The sequence below is a fragment of the Marivirga arenosa genome (assembly GCF_030503895.2).
Lineage (GTDB): Bacteria > Bacteroidota > Bacteroidia > Cytophagales > Cyclobacteriaceae > Marivirga > Marivirga arenosa.
This window is the reverse complement of record NZ_CP129970.2, coordinates 1,613,961-1,634,265: the sequence shown is the minus strand read 5'-3', so window position 1 is coordinate 1,634,265 and position 20,305 is coordinate 1,613,961. Positions and strand designations below refer to the sequence as shown.

General features: G+C 33.0%; 14 protein-coding genes and 1 pseudogene. 11 read left to right on the top strand and 4 right to left on the bottom strand.

The genetic code is table 11. From position 1 onward, the window contains the following. Positions 1–18: 18 nt before the first annotated feature. Together QYS48_RS07150 and QYS48_RS07145 are read right to left on the bottom strand one after the other, a co-directional pair. Entirely contained in the window at positions 19–636 is a 618-nt protein-coding gene (locus QYS48_RS07150; RefSeq protein WP_308358153.1) for a response regulator transcription factor, read from the bottom strand. Then, positions 633–2,630: a tetratricopeptide repeat-containing sensor histidine kinase gene (locus QYS48_RS07145; RefSeq protein WP_308358152.1), complete on the bottom strand. Its 1,998-nt coding sequence runs from the start codon at positions 2,628–2,630 to the stop codon at positions 633–635. The genes QYS48_RS07150 and QYS48_RS07145 overlap by 4 nt, the downstream gene beginning before the upstream one ends. Positions 2,631–2,799: 169 nt before the next feature. Here QYS48_RS07145 and QYS48_RS07140 point away from each other — a divergent pair, with 169 nt between their 5' ends. The 6 genes and pseudogenes from QYS48_RS07140 (at position 2,800) to QYS48_RS07115 (ending at position 12,818) form a co-directional block, all read left to right on the top strand. Then, positions 2,800–3,402, top strand: a complete 603-nt coding sequence (locus QYS48_RS07140; protein ID WP_308358151.1) for a hypothetical protein — start codon at positions 2,800–2,802, stop codon at positions 3,400–3,402. Positions 3,403–3,543: 141 nt separating this feature from the next. Further along, positions 3,544–4,035 carry a hypothetical protein gene (locus tag QYS48_RS07135; RefSeq protein ID WP_308358150.1) on the top strand — a complete coding sequence of 164 codons (492 nt, stop codon included), beginning with the start codon at positions 3,544–3,546 and terminating at the stop codon, positions 4,033–4,035. A gap of 71 nt (positions 4,036–4,106) precedes the next feature. Next, a pseudogene (locus QYS48_RS07130) lies at positions 4,107–4,307 on the top strand (YkvA family protein); the annotation flags it as partial. Between the two features lie 215 nt (positions 4,308–4,522). Continuing rightward, positions 4,523–9,463 (top strand): translocation/assembly module TamB domain-containing protein, encoded by a 4,941-nt coding sequence (locus QYS48_RS07125; protein ID WP_308358149.1) that lies wholly within the window; start codon positions 4,523–4,525, stop codon positions 9,461–9,463. Then, the gene (locus tag QYS48_RS07120) at positions 9,460–11,769 is read left to right on the top strand and encodes a BamA/TamA family outer membrane protein (RefSeq protein ID WP_308358148.1); all 2,310 of its coding nucleotides are present in this window, start codon (positions 9,460–9,462) and stop codon (positions 11,767–11,769) included. Before QYS48_RS07125 ends, QYS48_RS07120 begins: the two co-directional genes overlap by 4 nt. A gap of 77 nt (positions 11,770–11,846) precedes the next feature. Continuing rightward, entirely contained in the window at positions 11,847–12,818 is a 972-nt protein-coding gene (locus QYS48_RS07115; RefSeq protein WP_308358147.1) for an NAD(P)H-quinone oxidoreductase, read from the top strand. Here QYS48_RS07115 and QYS48_RS07110 read toward each other — a convergent pair. After that, entirely contained in the window at positions 12,815–13,873 is a 1,059-nt protein-coding gene (locus QYS48_RS07110) for a PA0069 family radical SAM protein (protein WP_308358146.1), read from the bottom strand. The two genes, QYS48_RS07115 and QYS48_RS07110, sit on opposite strands and share 4 nt — an antisense overlap. 124 nt (positions 13,874–13,997) lie before the next feature. Here QYS48_RS07110 and QYS48_RS07105 point away from each other — a divergent pair, with 124 nt between their 5' ends. From QYS48_RS07105 to QYS48_RS07090, 4 genes are all read left to right on the top strand, one after another. After that, entirely contained in the window at positions 13,998–14,780 is a 783-nt protein-coding gene (locus QYS48_RS07105; RefSeq protein WP_308358145.1) for a TPM domain-containing protein, read from the top strand. A 62-nt stretch (positions 14,781–14,842) separates the two neighbouring features. Continuing rightward, positions 14,843–16,876 (top strand): TonB-dependent receptor, encoded by a 2,034-nt coding sequence (locus QYS48_RS07100; protein ID WP_308358144.1) that lies wholly within the window; start codon positions 14,843–14,845, stop codon positions 16,874–16,876. Positions 16,877–16,947: 71 nt separating this feature from the next. Continuing rightward, positions 16,948–17,691: a tRNA pseudouridine(38-40) synthase TruA gene (truA, locus tag QYS48_RS07095; protein WP_308358143.1), complete on the top strand. Its 744-nt coding sequence runs from the start codon at positions 16,948–16,950 to the stop codon at positions 17,689–17,691. Between the two features lie 9 nt (positions 17,692–17,700). Continuing rightward, positions 17,701–19,476 carry an ABC transporter ATP-binding protein gene (locus tag QYS48_RS07090; RefSeq protein WP_308358142.1) on the top strand — a complete coding sequence of 592 codons (1,776 nt, stop codon included), beginning with the start codon at positions 17,701–17,703 and terminating at the stop codon, positions 19,474–19,476. Here QYS48_RS07090 and QYS48_RS07085 read toward each other — a convergent pair whose 3' ends face one another. Continuing rightward, the gene (locus QYS48_RS07085) at positions 19,477–19,929 is read right to left on the bottom strand and encodes a hypothetical protein (protein WP_308358140.1); all 453 of its coding nucleotides are present in this window, start codon (positions 19,927–19,929) and stop codon (positions 19,477–19,479) included. It lies immediately after the preceding gene. Positions 19,930–20,069: 140 nt separating this feature from the next. Here QYS48_RS07085 and QYS48_RS07080 point away from each other — a divergent pair, with 140 nt between their 5' ends. Further along, the gene (locus QYS48_RS07080) at positions 20,070–20,240 is read left to right on the top strand and encodes a hypothetical protein (protein ID WP_308358139.1); all 171 of its coding nucleotides are present in this window, start codon (positions 20,070–20,072) and stop codon (positions 20,238–20,240) included. Positions 20,241–20,305: the final 65 nt, after the last annotated feature.

Sequence of the window (20,305 nt, the reverse complement as noted above, 5' to 3'; positions counted from 1 at the left end):
TTTCACTTTTTTGTATAACTATCCCTTTATTAAACCGATCTTTAGCGCTTGCTTCACAAGTTCTATCGGGGTCGTGACATCCAATTTTTTTAAGAGATTATTTTTGTGAGCTTCCACTGTTCGCGGGCTTATTGAAAGCCGGTCTGCAATCTGCTTGTAGGGGAGTCCTTCGGAAATGAGTTGCAGCACTTCAAGTTCTCGAATGCTGAGATCAGCATTGTCTTCAATGAGCAAATTGCTAAAAGATTGTGAAATATACCTCTTTCCTGATGCGACAGTTGACAGTGCTCTTATATACTCATCAGATTCAATGTCTTTACCCAGAAAACCATACGCTCCTGCATGCTGCGCTCTTTTTAAATCTAGTGCATTAGGCTCTGCTGTGAGTAATATACAACGTAAGTCATTTTTAATTGCCATCAAGTCTTTAATGAGAACGGATCCGTTACAGTCCGGCAAACGTAAATCCACAAACGCGATAGAAGGTAGCTCTAGCTGTTTTAATTTTTCCTTGGCTTCGGTACCAGATGTCGCTTCCCCTACCACGGAGAACTCGGGAAAACCAAGCAAGATTGCTTTAATGCCATCCCTTACAATTTTATGATCGTCTATGATAAAAACAGAATGCTCCTTCATGCGGCTTTGGGGAATAATAATTTAAATGTTGTACCTGAATTTTGCTCACTTTCTATTTCCAGTTTGGCACCCATTTTCTGTAGAAGCTCTTTTGACAGGGTTACGCCTAATCCAGTACCTTTTTTATCAGAATTTTTAATATCATGAACTGATCCATTTTCACTTAAAATGAGCGCAAGCTCAGATTCAGACATACCAACACCATAATCCTTTATACTTATGGTACTATAGCGCTCGTTTTCATCAATAATTAAATCTATGGATTTACCCATAGAGGAGAATTTTATGGCGTTGCTTAAGAGATTTCGTAAAATTATTTTTAAATAATCTTGATCCGCTTGAATACTTGCTGAAGAATTATATTTCCTATTTAGGGTAAGACCATTGGCTTGAATGGCAACCTCTAATTGTTTAATTGCATCATCTACCACTACATTTGGTTCTAATAGCTGTGGTTTATAGTTGAGTTGACCCGTTTGTGAAAGCGCCCAACGAAGTAAATTATCCATCATTTCATGCACCTCTTTGGAGGAGTCACGCAGGCTTTCAATGAACGATTTCAGTTGTTCTTTCTCTAGCTTGTCCCAGTTTTCAGTTAGACTTTTCGTAATGGTGTGAAACGAACTTAAGGGGCTTTTTAAATCATGTCCAATAATGGAAAAGAGTCGATCTTTAGTGAAGTTGAGCTCTTTGAGTTCTTTATTCTGCTGATCAAGCAGTTTCTTTGCACTATTTTCTTTTTTGAAACTTCGAAATAGCAGTATTGCAATGATAGCTACTGCACTAAGAATAGCAATAAGCATGATTTTAGACTGCCTATCCTTCTGCTGTTGAAGACGCTGGATCTTATTTTCACTCTCCAGTTTAGCTATTTCTGATTCTTTTAGCTCTGTATCAAATTGTACTTGCAATTCCTGCAAGGATTGTGCACGCTCAGCACTGATAATGGAATCATTTAATTCCGCATAATTCGCCCAATTTTCAGTCGCCTTTTTGTATTGACCTGCACCCTCATATAATTGTGCAATGACTTTATACATATCACTTTTGGCTTTTACATCTTTTAGAAGTTGAATCGATTTATTTGCTGTTTGAATCCCTTCCTTAAACCTTGATGTTTTCAAGTAATATCCTGCTCTGTTACCAATATCAATCGAGTAGGCTATTGAGTCACCAATTTCCAAATCCAAAGCCAATACTTTAGAATTATAGAACAAAGCTGAATCGTATTTTTCTTCATCACTAAATAGTACTGCCAAACTGTTATAGGTTTTCGCTAAGCCTTTCTTGTCATTATATTTTTTCTTGATTTCAAGAGACTTATAAAAAAAATAGCGAGCTGAGTCGTAAGAGGCTAACTCTGAAATATAAATACCCAGATTATGGTAAGATGAAGCTAAAGAAGCGCTATCGCCTAGCTGCTGCTTATACTTAATCGCATTTTTTAGATAATAAATTGCATTTTTATAGTCGCCCAAGTAGCCGTAGGTGGCCCCTATATTATTGCTTAACTTGGCTAGCAACTTTGTATCGTTTAGCTTTTCGATAATACGATTAGCTCGCTTCCAATATTCAATGGCCATTTTATCATTCGCTTCATAGTAATAAGTAGCTCCTACTTCAATGTATAATCCAGCAAGAATTTTATCTTCTAATGCTTCACCATACTTATCGATCATAAGAAGGAAATGATTCCTAGCCGAATCAAGCAAATTTTGGGATTGAATATTAAGCCCTATTTGCTTTTCGGCCTTCGCTATAAGGTTCTCGTCATTAGTTGTTAATGCAAGCCTTTTAGCTTCATTTGCTAGCTGATAATGAAGCCCATTATTAATCTTTAGGGCCTGATCTGCATACTCAAGCAAAAAGTTAACCTTATTCTCCACTCCCACTACTTGGTTCAATTCAACCTCAACGCTATCCGGAATTTGAAATGCAAGGCTGAAAGAGCAAAGAAAAAACCATAGAAGAATCGATAGAGTTAATTTTTTCATAACATTTCAAAATGAAATACTTCTTTAATTTGCATAAATTTATTAATAATAAATATTAAATCTTTACAAAAAAAACATATAAGAAGCCTATAATGATCTTTTTAACTTAAGTACCGTTATCGGTGAAAAACATTTGATATGATTGACTTAATGATGAATAGCAATTATCATGACAAAACACTTAATTGATTTTCGAAAGTTTTATGTTGCCCTGTCTCTAGTTTTGATAATTCATAATTTAAATGCTCAAGATACCACAGATATAAAAAGGTCTCAATATGTAATTGGGGATGACATAAGAAAACAATACGTGCATCTTGAACTTGGTGGTCGGACATTTTTAATGGGTTCGTTCAATTACGAATATTTGATCAGTGAACAGTTTGCTATTGGTTGCGGTTTGGGCATAATTAATTTTCAAAGAGGAGAAATTAGCAGAAATAATAATGGTGCGACAGAGACCGGTAAATATCTTGATATTAGTACTTCTCAAATGATTTACGGAAACTATTTTATTGGAAAAGATAATCACAAACTATATTTCACAGTAGGGATATCTAATTTTCTGTTTACAAATAGAAATACATATGTGAAAGAGACAGAAATATCATGGGAAACAGAATTAGAATTTAATACTGGAATCGGATATCAATTTACTTCAAATAAAATTTATTTTAGATTTACGGGCTATTTGATTAGCCTAGCTGAATCAACTGAGTGGTTTCCAAAGTATCTACCTTGGGTTGGAATATCAACTGGAATAAAGTTTTAACGCAATAATATCAACAAAACAATGGTTTTAAATCAAGGGAATTACTTTTTTATAAAATGAATTAGAGCTGAGTCAGCCTATTTTTTAATTTTAAATTATAATAGTTAAATTTCCGTAATTAATATTTACTTAACTAAAATTATGAACTCTGCACACTGGCATTTAGTAGTCAATCATTTCCCCATTATAGTTCCTATCATTGCTCTATTCGTTATGGTCGGAGGGATTGTTTTTAAGTCTGATATCTTAAAAAAGACGGCCTATTTATTATTTATTTTAGCTGCAATCTTAACACTTTTTGCATTTAACACAGGAGAAGAAGCTGAAGAAATAGTTGAAGAAATGGGAAATATAAGTCATGATATTATTCATGAACATGAGGAAGTAGCAGAAACTTTTTCAATTATGATGTATGTATTAGGGGGTATTTCCCTAATTGGTTTTTGGGCTAATTGGAAGCAAAAGTCATTTTCTGGAATCATTTTAATAGTAACATTAGTATTCTCTGTAGTGACATTATTCTACGCTCAAAAAACAGGAACAAGCGGAGGAGAAATAAGACATACTGAAATTCGAGCTGACATCTCAGCAGAACACGAGGAACAAGAAGAAGCTGAATATGATGATGACTGATTACGAATACGATTATTAAATTGAACTTCTATTAAAAATTAAAATCCTGGGCGAATAGACTCTTTAATGAAATAAGTGCTTTACAAATTGCATTGGTTAAGAATTTAGTTGCCTGGTATGTAAAGGCATTAATCATTTTTGTTTTAGCTTATGCTTTTAGCCCAATTGATTTAATTCCTGACTTCATTCCTATACTTGGAATTTTAGATGACCTTGTTCTTCTTCCAATTTTAATTTTTTTCATTATCAAACTCATTCCCAAAGATGTAATGGCGTATTGTCGTGCTTTGGCAAAAGAACATAAGTTTACTAATCAAAAAAATTGGTTCTTCGGAATACTGGTAATCTTTTTATGGGCCGCCTTAATATTTTGGGCGGTATTGTTTTACGTAAATCGGGAATCCCTTTTTTAAACAATACATCTTCTAATAGTTGTTCTCGTTAGGAAATACTCTTATAACTCATTAAGATTGTATTTTAATCAGACTTGAAAAGAACCGCAAAGATCATATCATATATAGTAGCTAGCATTGTATTGCTATTTGTGGTCTTCATATTTTCCTTAAGAATTCCATCAGTTCAGCAAAAAATCACAAATTATGCTACAAATTATGTGAGCGATAAAACGCACACAAAGTTTGAGATTAATAAACTGTACATTACATTTTTAGGTGCTGCCCAGATAGAAGGAATATATGCTGAAGACCAACGGAATGACACCCTTTTATATGCAAAATCAATTTTAGTGGATCTTGCCTGGAAACCATTAATAGATGGAAATATATATGTTAAATCTTTAGAACTTGACGGTATAACTGCAAGAGTATATAATCAATTACCCGATAGCAGCTTTAATTATCAATTCATAATTGAAGCCTTTTCTTCCGAGCAAAATACTAAGCAGAATGAAAAGAGTGAAAACACATCCCCCACTTCTATTATTGTTGATAATATCACTTTAAATAATATTGACTTAGGGTATAAAAACATTGCAGTGGGATTGAAAACCTATTTAAAATTGAAAAAATTAAAGCTTGCTTTTAGTGATTTCAATTTAGATAGTATGGAATTTAATGTTGATAATTTTGCAATTACTGGGCTCAACGGAGGCTATTCTCAAGTTAAGCCCTTTTCTGAATCAGTGAATGATACATCTGAAGTTATTCTACCTAAGATTAAGTTAAGTACGCTTAATTTTCGAGATATTAATTTAAGGTATAATACCATTTTTGATAGCTTAAATATCAATTCTTTTATTAATTTCATTAAGCTAGAAAACGCTCAATTAAATCTAAAAACTAATTCCCTATCTATTGGAAGTTTTGATAACCAGATTGATCATTTTCATATGACTTTAGCTCAAACAAATGATTCTTCCTCTTCTGAAAAAAATAAGGCTCCTTCCAAATTCGAATTTCCTGACTACCAGTTTCAATTTGACAAATTTAATTTCAATTTAGCGGATTTAATTATTAAATCATTTCCTAATTCTCAACCTAGTCCTTATTTTAATCCTGATTATTTAGCCTACCAAAATATAGGTTTTCATATAGATGAAGGCCGTTACAAACCGAATAATATTAATATTTCGTCATTCCAATTCAATGCTAAAGATCAAGATCAATTTCAATTAAAAACCTTATCAGGAGGGATTATACTAGATAATAATACTATTTCAATTAGTGACATTAACTTAGAAACTAATCATTCTATATTACAATCAAATTTAAAAGTAAAGTACAATTCTATAGATTCATTAATCAAAGGAAGCTTTCATAAAACAGATTTTAATTTAAAAGTACAGTTACCTACTTCTTTAAATATTAGAGATGCTTATTATTTTTCTCCTGACTTAGCCAAAGACAGCACAATTATAGCATTATCAAAATCACCAATCAAAATTTATGGTGGTATAAAAGGAAATGAAAACTCACTAGATGTAGAGCAATTGCATTTATTATATGGGAAAGAAAGTTCTCTATCTATCAAATCTGAAATCAATAATTGGCAAAATGTAGAAAACCTTTCTGCATCGATTCAAAATCTTAACCTTAACACTTCTATTTCAGATTTTAATGATTTAATACCAATTAAGTATCCTGACCACTATCCTAAAAAGGTAGAATTAAACGCTAAAGGAAATTATAAAAATGGTATAATAAGTACTGATTTAATTGCTTTACTTGATAAGAAAAGTTCAATAGATATTAAAGGGAATTACAATACGAACAGTCCTAGTGATTATAAGGCCCAAATTAAATTATCAAAACTAGAATTGGGAAAGTGGCTTCAGGATACCGTAAAATTTAATACAGCAGATATTGATTTGAAAATTGAGGGTGAAGGACTTATTCCAAAAGATATGAATACCAATCTGATTATGGCTATTAATAATTTCAGTTATTTATCTAATCAAATGGAAAGTATAAGTCTAAATGCCTCTCTCATTAAGAACGAATTCATTTTAAATACTGATTATTCAGATGCTATAGCCGACCTGTCCTTCAAAACTACTGGATATATTGATACGGTAAAGCAAAAGCTAAACATTAATGCAGATATAAAGAAATTAGATCTATTCGCTTTTGGCATTGCTGATAGTGCTGTCTTTGCAGCTACAAAAACAGATATAAATATTGAACTGGATAGTGCTTATCAGTTAATAAAAGGAAATCTTACAGATACAAAAATCACTAGTACAAACCAAAGCTATTCATTTCCTCCTGTATTATTTGAAGCGTATAATTCTACAATAAACTCTTATGCTTATTTGAGTTTAGATGAATCATTTATTGATATAAAACTTAACCATAGCTTTCAGGAATTATCTAACTACAATTTAGAGGCATCAAAACTCCAAAAGGCTAAAATATTTGAAGTAGATAATACTGAAAACCCTATGGATTTATCTTTTAATTTGAATTTAAAAGATAATCAAAGCATTTCTTCTCTTCTACCCGCTGATGTAAACTTTAAGCCTGTGGTAGGGAAAGGGAAATATAATAGCGAAAATGAATTGATTGATTTTAACTTAAGTATCGAAAAGTTTCATTATGGAAATATCGATTTAGATAGTCTCTCAATAAAGCTTGATAATTCAGCTGATGAGTTTCACATTAACACAAATTTCAAAAGAATCAATTCAGGTGATATCAGTATTTTTCCAACTCAATTAAGCACTGATATTACACCTGAAAAAGCATTTTTTAATCTTTTTTTGCAAGATGAGTTGGCTGATAGTTTATTCTCTGTTAATGCAGTAGCACTTAGAAAATCAGATTCACTTTTTTGGTCTATCAAAAATGAAAACTTAATTCTCAATGCTGAAAAATGGGAAATACATCCCGAAAACGAGATTTATTTTGATGCCTCCAGTGTTAAAATTCAAAACCTGATTTTCGAAAGAAATAAGCAATATTTTGAATTAAAGACCACAATCAATAATGCTATTACTTCACTTAACTTAGACTTTGAAAACTTTCGAATCGAAAACATTTTTGCCATTATCAATGCAGAGGAAAGTCCTGTAAATGGAATTTTAGATGGAGATATCCGCCTCAATAATTTGAAAGATCTAAATTCATTTACTTCAGATTTAAAAATTGATAGCCTGAAAATATACAATAATGCTGTTGGGGTATTGAATGTAAATGCACAGCAAAATAAGGAAAACAGGTATCAGTTTAATGTCAATTCTGTAGGTGAAGTAAGTCTACGATCTGAAGGATGGTTAGATTTGAATGATGAATTACCAACTTTTGATATTAAATTAGATATGGACAGTGTTTCACTACCATTTTTAGCAAGTTTTTCAGAAGGTTTAATTCGAGAAACAAGTGGAAACTTAATAGGTAAATTCAACATAAAAGGTAATACAGAAAAATTTGATTATAGTGGAAATTTAAAATTTGAATCCGCTTCCTTATTCTTTCCATATCTTAATATGGCATACGAATTACCTGATGAAGAAATAAATCTAAAAAACGAAAAAATAGTATTGAACAACTTTACTATACTGGATCAGCAGAAAAACAAACTAGTTCTTAATGGAAGATTTACAACTAAAAACATTTTTAATCCTGCCTTCGACCTAAAGCTAAAAGCTGAAAACTTTCAGTTGTTGAATACTACTCAAAAAGAAAGTGATTTATTTTATGGTCAGGCATTCTTCAACGCAGATTTAAATTGGGTAGGAAGTCTAAATCAATCAAAACTTCAGGCAAATATTGGACTTAATGAAAAAACGGATTTAGTCTATATTATTCCTGAAAGTGAAATAGATATAATTGAACAAAAAGGAATAGTACGCTTTAAAAAAGCATACCAAGCCTCTGATACATTAAAATCTGAATCTGAAGAATTAAGCAGAAACTCTGATATTGAAGGACTTGATATTAATGCTTTTATAACAACAGATAAAAATGCAAAATTCAAGGTGATTGTTGACCAACAAAGAGGTGATTATCTAACAGTTTCTGGCGATACAGATTTAAATTTTAGCATGCGTAAGAATGGCGCCATAAGCCTAAACGGTAATGTGGAAGTGGATAATGGATATTATCAATTAAGTTTATACGATCTAGTAAAAAGAAGATTTGATATTGAATCTGGCAGTAGAATCAGTTGGTCTGGTGATCCTTATGAAGCTTCCTTGGATTTAACTGCTATATATAAAACTGAAACAGCGGTAAATACTTTAATGGAAGACCAAATTTCTTCTGCATCCTCACAAATAAAAACTCAATATAAACAAAGGTTGCCTTTTCTAGTCCAACTTTTTGTGGACGGAAATTTAACGAAACCAGAAATTTCATTTGGATTAGACATGCCTCAAAATAGTAAAGGTGCATTAGGAGGAAATGTGTATCAACAAATTCAGTTCATTAATGCTGATGAAAATAGACTGAATAAACAGGTGTTTTCATTATTAGTGCTCAATCAATTTTTTCCTACTGGAAGTAGCAGTAATGGCACAAACTCAGAAGCTATAGCTAGAAGTAGTGCCAGTCAAATTTTAAGTAATCAACTCAACAAATTAAGCAATCAGTATGTAAAAGGCGTAAATCTAAACTTAGATTTAAATTCCTATGAAGACTACCAAAGCGGCACTGCTCAAGATCGAACTCAGCTAGATTTAAGCCTGAGTAAAAACCTATTTAATAACCGATTTAGAGTGGAAGTTGGAAGTCAGGTTGATCTGGAAGGACAACAAAGAACTAATCAACAAGCTACGGATATAATTGGTAATATTTTAGTAGAATATTTATTGACTGAAGATGGTAGATATAGACTCAAAGGTTACCGCAAAAATGAATTTGAAGGCTTAATTGAAGGAAAAGTTACTATTACAGGAATCTCCATTCAATTCAGTAAAGAATTTGAGAAGTTTAATGAATTATGGCAAAGCAATTCTGAAGAAGATAATTGAAAATAAAGCTTATCCATATCGCCCTTTTTCTATCCGGAAGTGTTGCATTCATTGCTTGCAATACCACTAAAAAATTAGCTGAAGGTGAAAAGCTATATCTAGGAAGAAAAATAAAATTAGAGCAAACAGATAAGGTGAATTTTAAACAGGAGATACTTAACAGTTTAGCTGAAGTAAATCGACCAAAACCTAACGAGAAAATTGGTGGAATGAGAATTGGCTTATGGGCCAACCAAAAAGTTCAGGATAGCAGCGCTAAATTCTTAGCAAAATGGATCAATAAAAAAATTGGGGAAAAAGAAGTTTTACTCGAGGATGTAAATATAAATAGCGTAGAAAAGTTGATAAACAATCGATTGGAAAACTTAGGCTACTACAATAATAAAATTAATCATCGGGTAATAGAGAATAAAAACACTGCATTAATTCAATATGATGTTAAAGTCGCTAATAGATTAATCATTAGTGATGTTAAATATGAAAGAATTGGAAAAAATGAATTTGATAGTCTTGTAACACTCTTTTTACGTGAAGAAAAGCCAATCAAAGCAAATTCCCCTTTTTCACTTCAAAAGTTGAAAAATACACGTGATGAGGTTTCTTATTATTTGAGATCTAATGGATATTATTATTTCACTGCTGATAATTTGATTTTTGAAGCAGACACTCTAAATACAAGCTTACCACATCATGCTAACTTAAAGCTAAGTGTGAAAAAATCAGTTTCAGAATTAGCTTTAATTCCTTATAAAATTGATGATATAAAAATCTATCCTAATTATTCCCTAAATTCAAATGATAGCAGCCAATTAAATGATACCACTTCAATTGAGGGAATAGAATTTATTCAATCCCATAATTTTTTTCGAGCTGATAGAATGCATCCCTACCTTTTTATGAAAGAAGGAGAAAATTATAATCCTCTCAACGAAAGGTGGACCAATAAACGTTTAAATCAACTAAAAACTTACAGGTTTATCAATATCCGATACCAAGAAGATAGCTTGATTGAAAATGGAATAGGGAAACTTGATGCAAGTATATATTTATCTCCATTGAGCAAACGTTCTTTTCGGTCGGAACTTCAAGCTGTTAGTAAATCAAATAATTTTGTAGGTCCTTCTTTAAACTTTGAATATTTAAATAGAAACTTATTTAAGGGTGGAGAAGCACTTCGCCTAAGCAGTAAAGTAGGCTATGAAGCGCAAATAAATAGGGGTAATATCTCAACTGGCCTTAACAGCATTGAAACAGGAGTGGCGGCTGAACTTATAGTACCAAGGTTAATTTCTTTATTTCCTCTAAAGGATCGGTTTATTTATTCTGTTCCCTCCACAAAATTTAAACTATCCTATGACTTACTCAACAGATCACAGTGGTTCAATTTAAATTCATTTTTAGCTGTTTATGGATTTGAATGGAGTCCAAATTTATACATTACTCATAATTTAAATCCGATTTCCATTAACTATATAGATGTGGGTAATGAAAGCAGTGCTTTCTTAAATCTATTGTCAGCAAATCCTTTCCTAGCAAGAAGTTTTGAACAGCAATTTATACCAGGTTTAACTTATAACTTTCAATTAAATCAATTGATTGATAACAAAAGATCAAGCCGTTTTTACTTTGCTTTTGGCGCAGACTTTTCAGGAAACACATTAGCTTTAATCCAAAATTTAGGAGGAGTAAAAGGAGACAACAAAAGATTCTGGGGCCAGTCATATGCACAATTCTCACGTTTTGATTTTGACTTAAGACATTATCAAAATATAGGAGAAAAAAGCAGGTTAGTGAGCAGAATTTTTACAGGTTTAGGATTGCCTTATGGAAATTCAGTAAGCCTACCTTATGCTAAGCAGTATTTTGCAGGCGGACCCAATTCTGTTCGCGCATTTCCAATCAGAAGTTTAGGGCCAGGAAATTATCAGCCATCAAATACAACGGACGGAACTAGCTTTTTTGATCAAGCTGGAGATATAAAAATTGAAGCTAATATTGAATATCGCTTTCCCCTTATTTCATATCTAAAGGGAGCTGTATTCACTGATGCAGGTAATGTGTGGCTAAGAAATGATGATAACAGAAATGGTCAAATTAGCTCAAACTGGATCAATGAAATGGCAATAGGCTCTGGTTTAGGTTTAAGGCTTGATATTGAGTTTTTTGTTATTCGATTAGATGTGGCCGCACAAATAAGAAAACCAACACCTACAGGCTTTGAATGGCAAGATAGTTTTCAACTAGGAAACAAAAGCTGGCGACAAGAAAATATCAACTGGAATTTTGGCATAGGATATCCATTCTAATATTTAATAATTCCACAACAATTTCCTATTTGACCGTATAACTTCTATTAAAATAGTTTCCTATTTAAACCAATAATATGAAAGCCATTACAATCAAAAAGCCCGGAGGACCAGAAGTATTACAAATTGAAGATAAAGAAAGCCCAAAAGCTGGAAAAGGAGAAGTTTTAATTGAAGTTAAAGCTGCAGGAGTCAATAGACCAGATGTTTTTCAAAGAATGGGGGGATACCCTGCTCCTGCTGGTGCTCCAGATGATATTCCAGGTTTAGAAGTAGCGGGAATAATAAAAGCCATAGGTGAAGATGTAAATGATTGGAAAGTTGGTGATAAGGTTTGTGCCTTAGTAGCGGGTGGAGGATATGCAACAGAAGTGGTAGCTCCAGCATTACAATGTCTTCCTATTCCACAAGGAATAGACTTTAAAGAAGCTGCCTCGCTTCCAGAAACTTTCTTTACTGTATGGTCAAATGTTTTTGATAGAGGCCATTTCAAAAAGGGGGAATCCTTCTTAGTTCATGGTGGAACATCAGGTATTGGAGTAAGCGCCATTCAAATGGTAAAAAGTATGGGAGGTACGGTTTACACCACTGCGGGTACAAAGGAAAAGTGTGATTATACTGATAAATTAGGGGCAGATATTTCTATAGATTATAAAGAGGCAGATTTTGAGGAGGTTTTGAAGGATAAAGGAGTTGATGTTATTTTAGATATGGTTGGGGGTGATTATACAGCCAAGAACCTTAATATATTAAACCCTGATGGCAGATTGGTAATTATTAATGCCATGAAAAATGCTGAATCTACAATCAATATGAAAAAATTAATGGTGAAACGATTAACCATAACAGGTTCCACTTTAAGAGCACGGTCTCCGGAGTTTAAAGGCGAAATTGCCATTAATTTAAAGCAATATATTTGGCCAAAAATAGAGTCGGGAGAAATAAAACCTGTGATTTATAAAAGCTTTCCTTTAAAAGATGCTGCAAAGGCGCATGAATTGATGGAAAGCAGCCAACATATAGGGAAAATCATTTTGGAGGTTAGCTAAAATAAAGTGTAAGCCCCTCCTCTTCTGAAAGCATTTGTATTCAGTTCAATTTTTTGAGTTGAATTCATATGCTTTCTTTTTGCCATATAAAATAGTTGTTTGATAATATCAGATTCATTTCCATTCCCTTTCATTCTTTGACCCCAATTGGAATCATTAACATTTCCATTGTGTAAATTTTGTATCTGGTGCCATACTTTTTCAAATCGATCGGGAAAATAATTCTCTAACCACTTTTTAAAAATTTCGGCTATTCTACCATTTAAACGCACCACTGTATAACCTGCATCTATTGCACCATGTTCGGCTGACCTCTTTATGATTTCTGGTATTTCATGGTGATTTAAGCCAGGAATAATAGGAGCATTCATAACTGATACAGGAATTCCTGATTCACTCAAAACCTTAATGGCATTTAGTTTTTTAGCGGCTGATGCAGTTCTGGGCTCTAATACGGATCTCAGTTTTTCATCTAAACTGGTAATGGAAAAAATAACTCTGATCAAATTATCTTTTGCTAGATCAATTAAAATATCTAGATCATCTAATACGGCTACATTTTTAGTAATAATTCCTACAGGATGTCGATATTTTGCTAATACCTGTAATAAGGACCTGGTAATTCTTAATTTCTTTTCGATCGGCTGATAACAGTCTGTGTTTCCTGATAATACAATGGGCTTTACTTTCCAGTTTTTATGTAAAAGTTCTTTTTCAAGTAATGATGGTGCATTCTTTTTTACTATTATTTTTGATTCAAAATCTAAACCTGCATCCCAACCCCAATATTCATGTGAATTGCGTGCATAACAATATACACATCCGTGTTCACAGCCTTGATAAGGATTTATTGAATACTCCATCCCAACATCAGGGCTACTAACTTTATTAATGATCTTCTTAGGGTATTCATAAAAAATCTGAGTTTTAGGTTTTTCTAAATGAGTGTACTCATCTATTCCCTCGTCCCATTCTGTTGTGAATTCTTGTTTTAAATATGAATTAGATAATTTGTGCTGTGCTCCTCTTCCTTTTATGTTTTGATCTGATTTCACAGTCTAAAATTACTAATTTAATTAGTTTTTAGCTAAATTTATTAGCTAATAATTTTTGCATTAATTATCATAATGACAAATAAGGATTGTAACTTAAAGGCTCGAAAATCAGTAAAACTAAAGCATGAAAAACATTTACTTTTCCATTTTAGCCTTATTCATTTTTAATGTTGCCATTGCACAAGATGTAATTCCGAACAAACCTAATCCTCCACGATTGGTAAATGATTTTACCCAAACTTTAAATAGAGGTGAGCAACAACAACTGGAAAGAAAATTAAGGGCTTATAATGATAGTACATCTACTCAAGTTGTGATTTTAATTGTTCCAACTTATGGGCAATATGACCCAAATCAATTCGGTGTTCAAGTATTTGACAAATGGAAAATAGGCCAAGCGGGTAAAGACAATGGCTTGTTAATTACTGTGGCCATACAAGATCGTAAAATGTTTATCAACACTGGTTACGGTTTAGAAGATGTAGTTCCTGATGGAGCTGGCAGTACTATCATCAATGATTATATGAAACCTGCTTTCAGAAATGATAATTATTATGGCGGACTAGATAAAGCTACAGACGTTATTTTTGATTTGGCAGCGGGAAAATATTCAGCTGATGAAATAACAAATAATAATGCTGGTAAAGGAATTGGCTTAGGTGCATTTCTTATTTTCTTCTTTATATTCATCACCATTATCTCGAAAATAAGAAGAGTGAGAAGGCATCATATGGGTGGCGGAAGCCTTGACTTTTTAACCCTCATGATGTTATTAGGCAGCAGCAACAGAAGACATGGCGGAACCTTCGGTGATTTCAATTCTGGAGGTGGCGGCTTCGGAGGAGGTGGATTTGGCGGCTTCGGTGGTGGAATGACTGGCGGAGGTGGCGCTGGTGGTAGCTGGTAAGCCTTTCTAAACTCTTCCCTATTATTCTTGTTGCTTACTTTTACATCTATTCATAACTATTTATGCGTAATTTTTTATTTGCAGTTATTACACTTCTATTCATTTCAGAATTCTCGATAGCTCAAGAAAATGAAATCAATAATGATTCAATTCTAAAGGTTGTAACTGTCACCGGTTTCAGCAAGGGCGAAAAAATCAATCGACAATCAGCCCCAATAGCTTATTTAAGTCCTAAAGAGTTAGATAAATTTTCACCACATAATCCTGTAATGGCATGGAATACTTTGCCTGGCGTTAACCTAGAACAACGAGCTGTTTCTAGCTATAGGGTGAGCATTAGAGGCAGTTCAATACGATCCCCCTTTGGAGTGAGGGACGTTAAAGTTTATTGGAACGGATTACCTTTTACAGAAGCTAATGGGTCTACAGCACTCAACCTTTTGAGCAATACTCAAATGCAAGAATTGGAAGTAATAAAGGGCCCAGCTGGAAGTCTGTATGGAGCTGGCTTGGGTGGAGTAATGCAAATCAATAATTTTCCAGTATCGAATTACAGCCCTTTGGAAATTCAACTTTCAGCTGGGAGTTTCAATCAATTAAATGGAGGTATAAAAGGGCAATTCGAAACAGGAAAATTTAAAACCTTTTATGCATTTGATCATCAACAAAATGATGGCTACCGGGATCACAATTCATTAAACAGACAGAATTATCAGCTCTCAACACGATACCAAATCAATGAGAAAAACCAATTAGATCTCCATTTACTCTATAATGATTTATTCTACGAAATTCCTGGTGGCTTAAATGCAGATCAATTTGCTGAAGACCCTACTCTAGCCAGAGCTGGGAGCGAACCGCAAAACTCTTCAATTGATCAAAAGACCTTGTTTTATGGTATTGGCTATACTAGTTTTTTTAATGAAAACTTAAGCCAATCTACAAATGCTGCTGGTACCTATACCTGGTTTCAAAATCCATTTATACTGGATTATAAGGAAGATCAAAACAGAGAGTTTGCATTGCGCCATCAATGGACTTATGACATGAATTTGAATACTCTTGAATGGAAATGGGATGCAGGCTTGGAATGGCAATACGCTGATAATTCAGCCAATAATTATGGAAATGTAGATGGGGTTAAGGATACTATAAGGTTTGCGGATGAATTAAATATTGATCGGAAACTATTCTTTCTGCAAACTCAAATCGGAATTGATAAGTGGGAATTTACAATTGGATTGAGTAGTAACTTATTAGAATATCAGGTCAATAGAGTGGTTAATGCCTTTGCAGAACCTTTCCAGTTTACAAGAAACTTTGATAATGAATTGATTCCTCGTGCTGCCATAAAATATCAATGGTCTGATCAAAATATGACTTTTGCTTCATTAAGTGAGGGCTTCTCAAGCCCAACTCTGGATGAAATCAGAACAAATGAAGGCAGCATAAACCGGAACCTTCAAGCTGAAAGAGGCAGAACTTATGAATTAGGTCATAAATATTATAGCCGCAAAATTCAGTTTGATGCCACTGTTTTTTATGCTGGCTTAAGAGAAACCATTACCACTTACACAAATCCTGATGGAGTAGTTTTATTTAGAAATGCGGGTGCTACCAATCAATTAGGAACAGAAATTGGAATAAATGCTGTTTTGTATAAAAATGAAGAATCCATAATTAAAAACATCAATAGCAGAACAAGTTATAATTTCTATGAATTTACTTTTGATAATTACCAACAAGAGGAAGAAGACTTTTCAGGTAATTTACTCACAGGTGTTCCGCAACATACCTTTAATCAAGTTTTTGATTTTGATATTACTAATCAGGTAAATCTAAATATTCATTATAGATATGTAAGTGAAATTCCATTGCGAGATGATAATACATTATTTGCAGACCCTTATCATTTGGTAAACTTGAATGCTGAGTACAAATTACCAATACAGGCTAAAATCAAACTCTTTGTCGGAATGGAAAATCTATTTGACACAACATATAGCCTTGGGAATGACCTTAATGCCTTTGGCGGAAGATATTATCAGCCAGCACCTGGAAGAAACTTTTATGTTGGGTTAAATTGGAAACTTTAAATGAAAAACTTTTAAAGCTTACATTAATTCTGCTACTGCTACAAATTCCTTTAAATTTGCATGATTAAATCATGCGATACTTTTTTACAATAGCATATAAAGGAACTAATTACCATGGGTGGCAAAAGCAACCTAACGCAATGGGTGTGCAGCAAAAAGTGGAAGAAGTTTTTTCCAAAATATTAAATAAAGAATCTGAAATAGTTGGTAGCGGTAGAACCGATAGTGGTGTACATGCTACTGATCAAATTTTTCATTTTGACTTTGAGGAAAATATAGCGGCTGACCAATTGCTATATAAAGCCAACAAAATGCTTCCTAAAGACGTAGCTTTAAAGGATGTTAGAGCTGTAAAACCAGAAGCTCATGCTCGTTTTGATGCTGAAAGTAGGGCATATGAATATCATATTACGAGACACAAAAATCCATTTGCGATAGATCAAACTTATCATTTTGTTCATCCTTTAGATTTAGATAAGATGAATGAAGCGGCAAAACTTTTATTACAGCATCAGGATTTTGAAAGTTTTAGCAAGGTGAAAACAGATGTTTTTACTTTTAACTGTGATATATTTGAAGCTTTCTGGAAACAAGAGGTTGACTCTTTGGTTTTTCATATCAAAGCTAATCGGTTTCTGAGAGGAATGGTGAGGGCAATAGTGGGAACACTGTTGGATGTGGGCGAAGGTAAAATTGATATTGATAGATTTAATCAAATTATAGAATCAAAAGACAGAAAAGCAGCAGGTAGAGCAGTGCCTCCACATGGATTGTATTTAACTAAAGTTTTATACCCAAATAATATATATTTATAAAAGCGAAAGGTGAAGCAGGATAATATTAAAAGCGGAAATATAATTGACACAAATGTCTTAAGACGTTTATATAAATTTGTAAAACCCTACCAGGGTCGTTTCTATTTCTTGGTATTTCTTACCTTGGCATTAGCTATTTTAGCTCCTGCAAGACCCTTTGTGATCCAAAAAGCCATAGATAATCCTATAGCTCAAGGCGATTTTCAAGGCCTCATTAATATGACCATTATCTTAGTGAGTTTATTAGTGATGCAAGCTCTTGTTCAATACGGTCATACCTATTTATCTGGCTGGCTAGGTCAGTTTATAATTCGGGATATTAGAATAAAATTGTATCGGCACTTATTAAATCTTCGCTTAAAATTCTTCGATAAAACTCCGATTGGAAGATTAGTGACTAGAAATGTTTCAGATGTTGAAACTTTATCTGATGTATTCAGCCAAGGTTTAGCTGCCATGATTGGAGATGTACTACAAATATTATTCATTTTAGGGATGATGTTTGCCATGAGTTGGAAACTTACTTTGGTTTCATTGGCAACACTACCACTACTTTTCATTAGTACTTATATTTTTAAAGAAAAAGTTAAAGTAGCCTTCAACGAAGTACGTAATGCAGTTTCTAATTTAAATTCCTTTGTGCAAGAGCACGTTACAGGCATGTCAATTGTACAAATATTCACTGCGGAAAAGCGTGAATATGATGAATTTAAAAAAATTAATAATGAACATAAAAAAGCGAACATAAGATCTGTATTATACTATTCTATTTATTTCCCAGTTGCGGAAGTTATCCAAGCAACTGGTATTGGCTTATTAGTGTGGTATGGAGCAAAAGGGGTAGTAAACGAAGCAGAAACGGGTATAACATTAGGTATGCTCATAGCCTTCATTCTATATATACAAATGTTCTTCAGACCGATAAGAATGATCGCAGATAGGTTTAATACTTTGCAAATGGGTATCGTAAGTTCATCTAGAATATTAAATCTATTAGATAATAAAGAGCATATTCCAAATAATGGAAATTATGCTCCAGAAAAAATTAATGGGAATATTTCTTTTGAGAATGTAGAGTTTGCTTACAACGAGGGAGAAACCGTTCTTAAAAATATTTCTTTTGATGTAAAAGAAGGAGAATCAGTAGCATTAGTAGGGGCCACAGGAGCGGGTAAATCTTCAGTAATCAATTTATTAAGTAGATTCTATGATATTCAAAAAGGTAAAATCACTTTAGATGAAACGGACCTTAAAGAATTTGATTTATATGCTCTTCGTCAGAATATTGGAGTGGTATTACAAGATGTTTTCTTATTTTCTGATACCATTCTATATAACATAACTTTAGGTAATCCTGATATTAGTTTACAGCAAGTAAAAGATGCTGCTGAATTAGTAGGGGCAAGAAAGTTTATTGAAAGGTTACCTGGTGGGTATAATTATAATGTGATGGAAAGAGGAGCAACACTTTCTGTTGGTCAGCGTCAGCTAATCTCCTTTGTTCGTGCTATGGTGTATAATCCGAAAATCATTGTGCTGGATGAAGCTACCTCCTCAGTTGATACTGAAACCGAAGAAATGATTCAAAATGCAATTGAGAAAATGATGAAAGGTAGAACAAGTATTGTGATTGCTCACCGATTATCTACCATTCAAGAAGCAGATAAAATTATTGTTTTAGATAAAGGTGAAATTAAAGAAACTGGAACTCACCAGGAACTACTTGATAAAGGTGGATTCTATCATCAATTACATAATATGCAATACAAAGAAATGGCCTCTTAATTAGCCTTTCTTTTTATCTAAATCCTCATAATAATCGCGTTCCCTATAAGGGTGCTCAATATTGAATGATTTAATCAATATAGATTCAAAGCCTGGGCCTAGCCAGATTAAAACAATACCCGTTATTCCTAAAATTATTGACTCATTATATAGAGTATCCATGTTTTGAATCCAAAATAAAGCATGCAATACACTTGTCATGACTCTTAGAATTAGAGTCCAGTTTTTACGCCAGGTTATGATGATTAGGGTATTTTGTAAAATGATAAGAAGAGCAAATACTAATACATAATCATTAAAAAACCAATCTAAGAATAGATTTTCAAAAACAGTTCTTTTCGTTTCATCTCCAAGGAATGGCTCAAATAAAAAGAGCAACTGGTAAACTCCATAAAACAATAAAATTTGTGCTAGACTGATAGCCAAGCCTACAAAGATTCTCTTTTTGAGCATATTGAGGTTACTTTTAATTAATTATAAGGCAAAAGATACAAAAAGGCTCTAAAAGCACAAAGAAAAGGTTTTATTGGATAGCGAACTTTCCATCACTCCTATCAAAAAACATAATAAATATTAATACCGTTATAATTAATATGAAATCAGAAGAAAAAAATAAGAAACTAGAGAATAATAATTCAGACATTAAAAATAAGCAAAAGGAAAATAAACAAGACCCAAAAGAGGAGAATGAAAATCATGAAGAAAGAAATGGCGTGCTTCCTGAAGGTATGGATTTCAAAAAATTTATAGGTTGTGGCGGGTGACCACTTCAATTTTAAATACTATAAAATAAAAAAGGCTTACTCGATATGAGTAAGCCTTTCTTTTG

Coding starts and splice junctions, on each gene's coding strand:
- QYS48_RS07150 (WP_308358153.1), bottom strand. CDS start 636: ATGAAGGAGCATTCTGTTTTTATCATAGACGATCATAAAATTGTAAGG.
- QYS48_RS07145 (WP_308358152.1), bottom strand. CDS start 2,630: ATGAAAAAATTAACTCTATCGATTCTTCTATGGTTTTTTCTTTGCTCT.
- QYS48_RS07140 (WP_308358151.1), top strand. CDS start 2,800: ATGACAAAACACTTAATTGATTTTCGAAAGTTTTATGTTGCCCTGTCT.
- QYS48_RS07135 (WP_308358150.1), top strand. CDS start 3,544: ATGAACTCTGCACACTGGCATTTAGTAGTCAATCATTTCCCCATTATA.
- QYS48_RS07115 (WP_308358147.1), top strand. CDS start 11,847: ATGAAAGCCATTACAATCAAAAAGCCCGGAGGACCAGAAGTATTACAA.
- QYS48_RS07105 (WP_308358145.1), top strand. CDS start 13,998: ATGAAAAACATTTACTTTTCCATTTTAGCCTTATTCATTTTTAATGTT.
- QYS48_RS07100 (WP_308358144.1), top strand. CDS start 14,843: ATGCGTAATTTTTTATTTGCAGTTATTACACTTCTATTCATTTCAGAA.
- truA (WP_308358143.1), top strand. CDS start 16,948: ATGCGATACTTTTTTACAATAGCATATAAAGGAACTAATTACCATGGG.
- QYS48_RS07085 (WP_308358140.1), bottom strand. CDS start 19,929: ATGCTCAAAAAGAGAATCTTTGTAGGCTTGGCTATCAGTCTAGCACAA.
- QYS48_RS07080 (WP_308358139.1), top strand. CDS start 20,070: ATGAAATCAGAAGAAAAAAATAAGAAACTAGAGAATAATAATTCAGAC.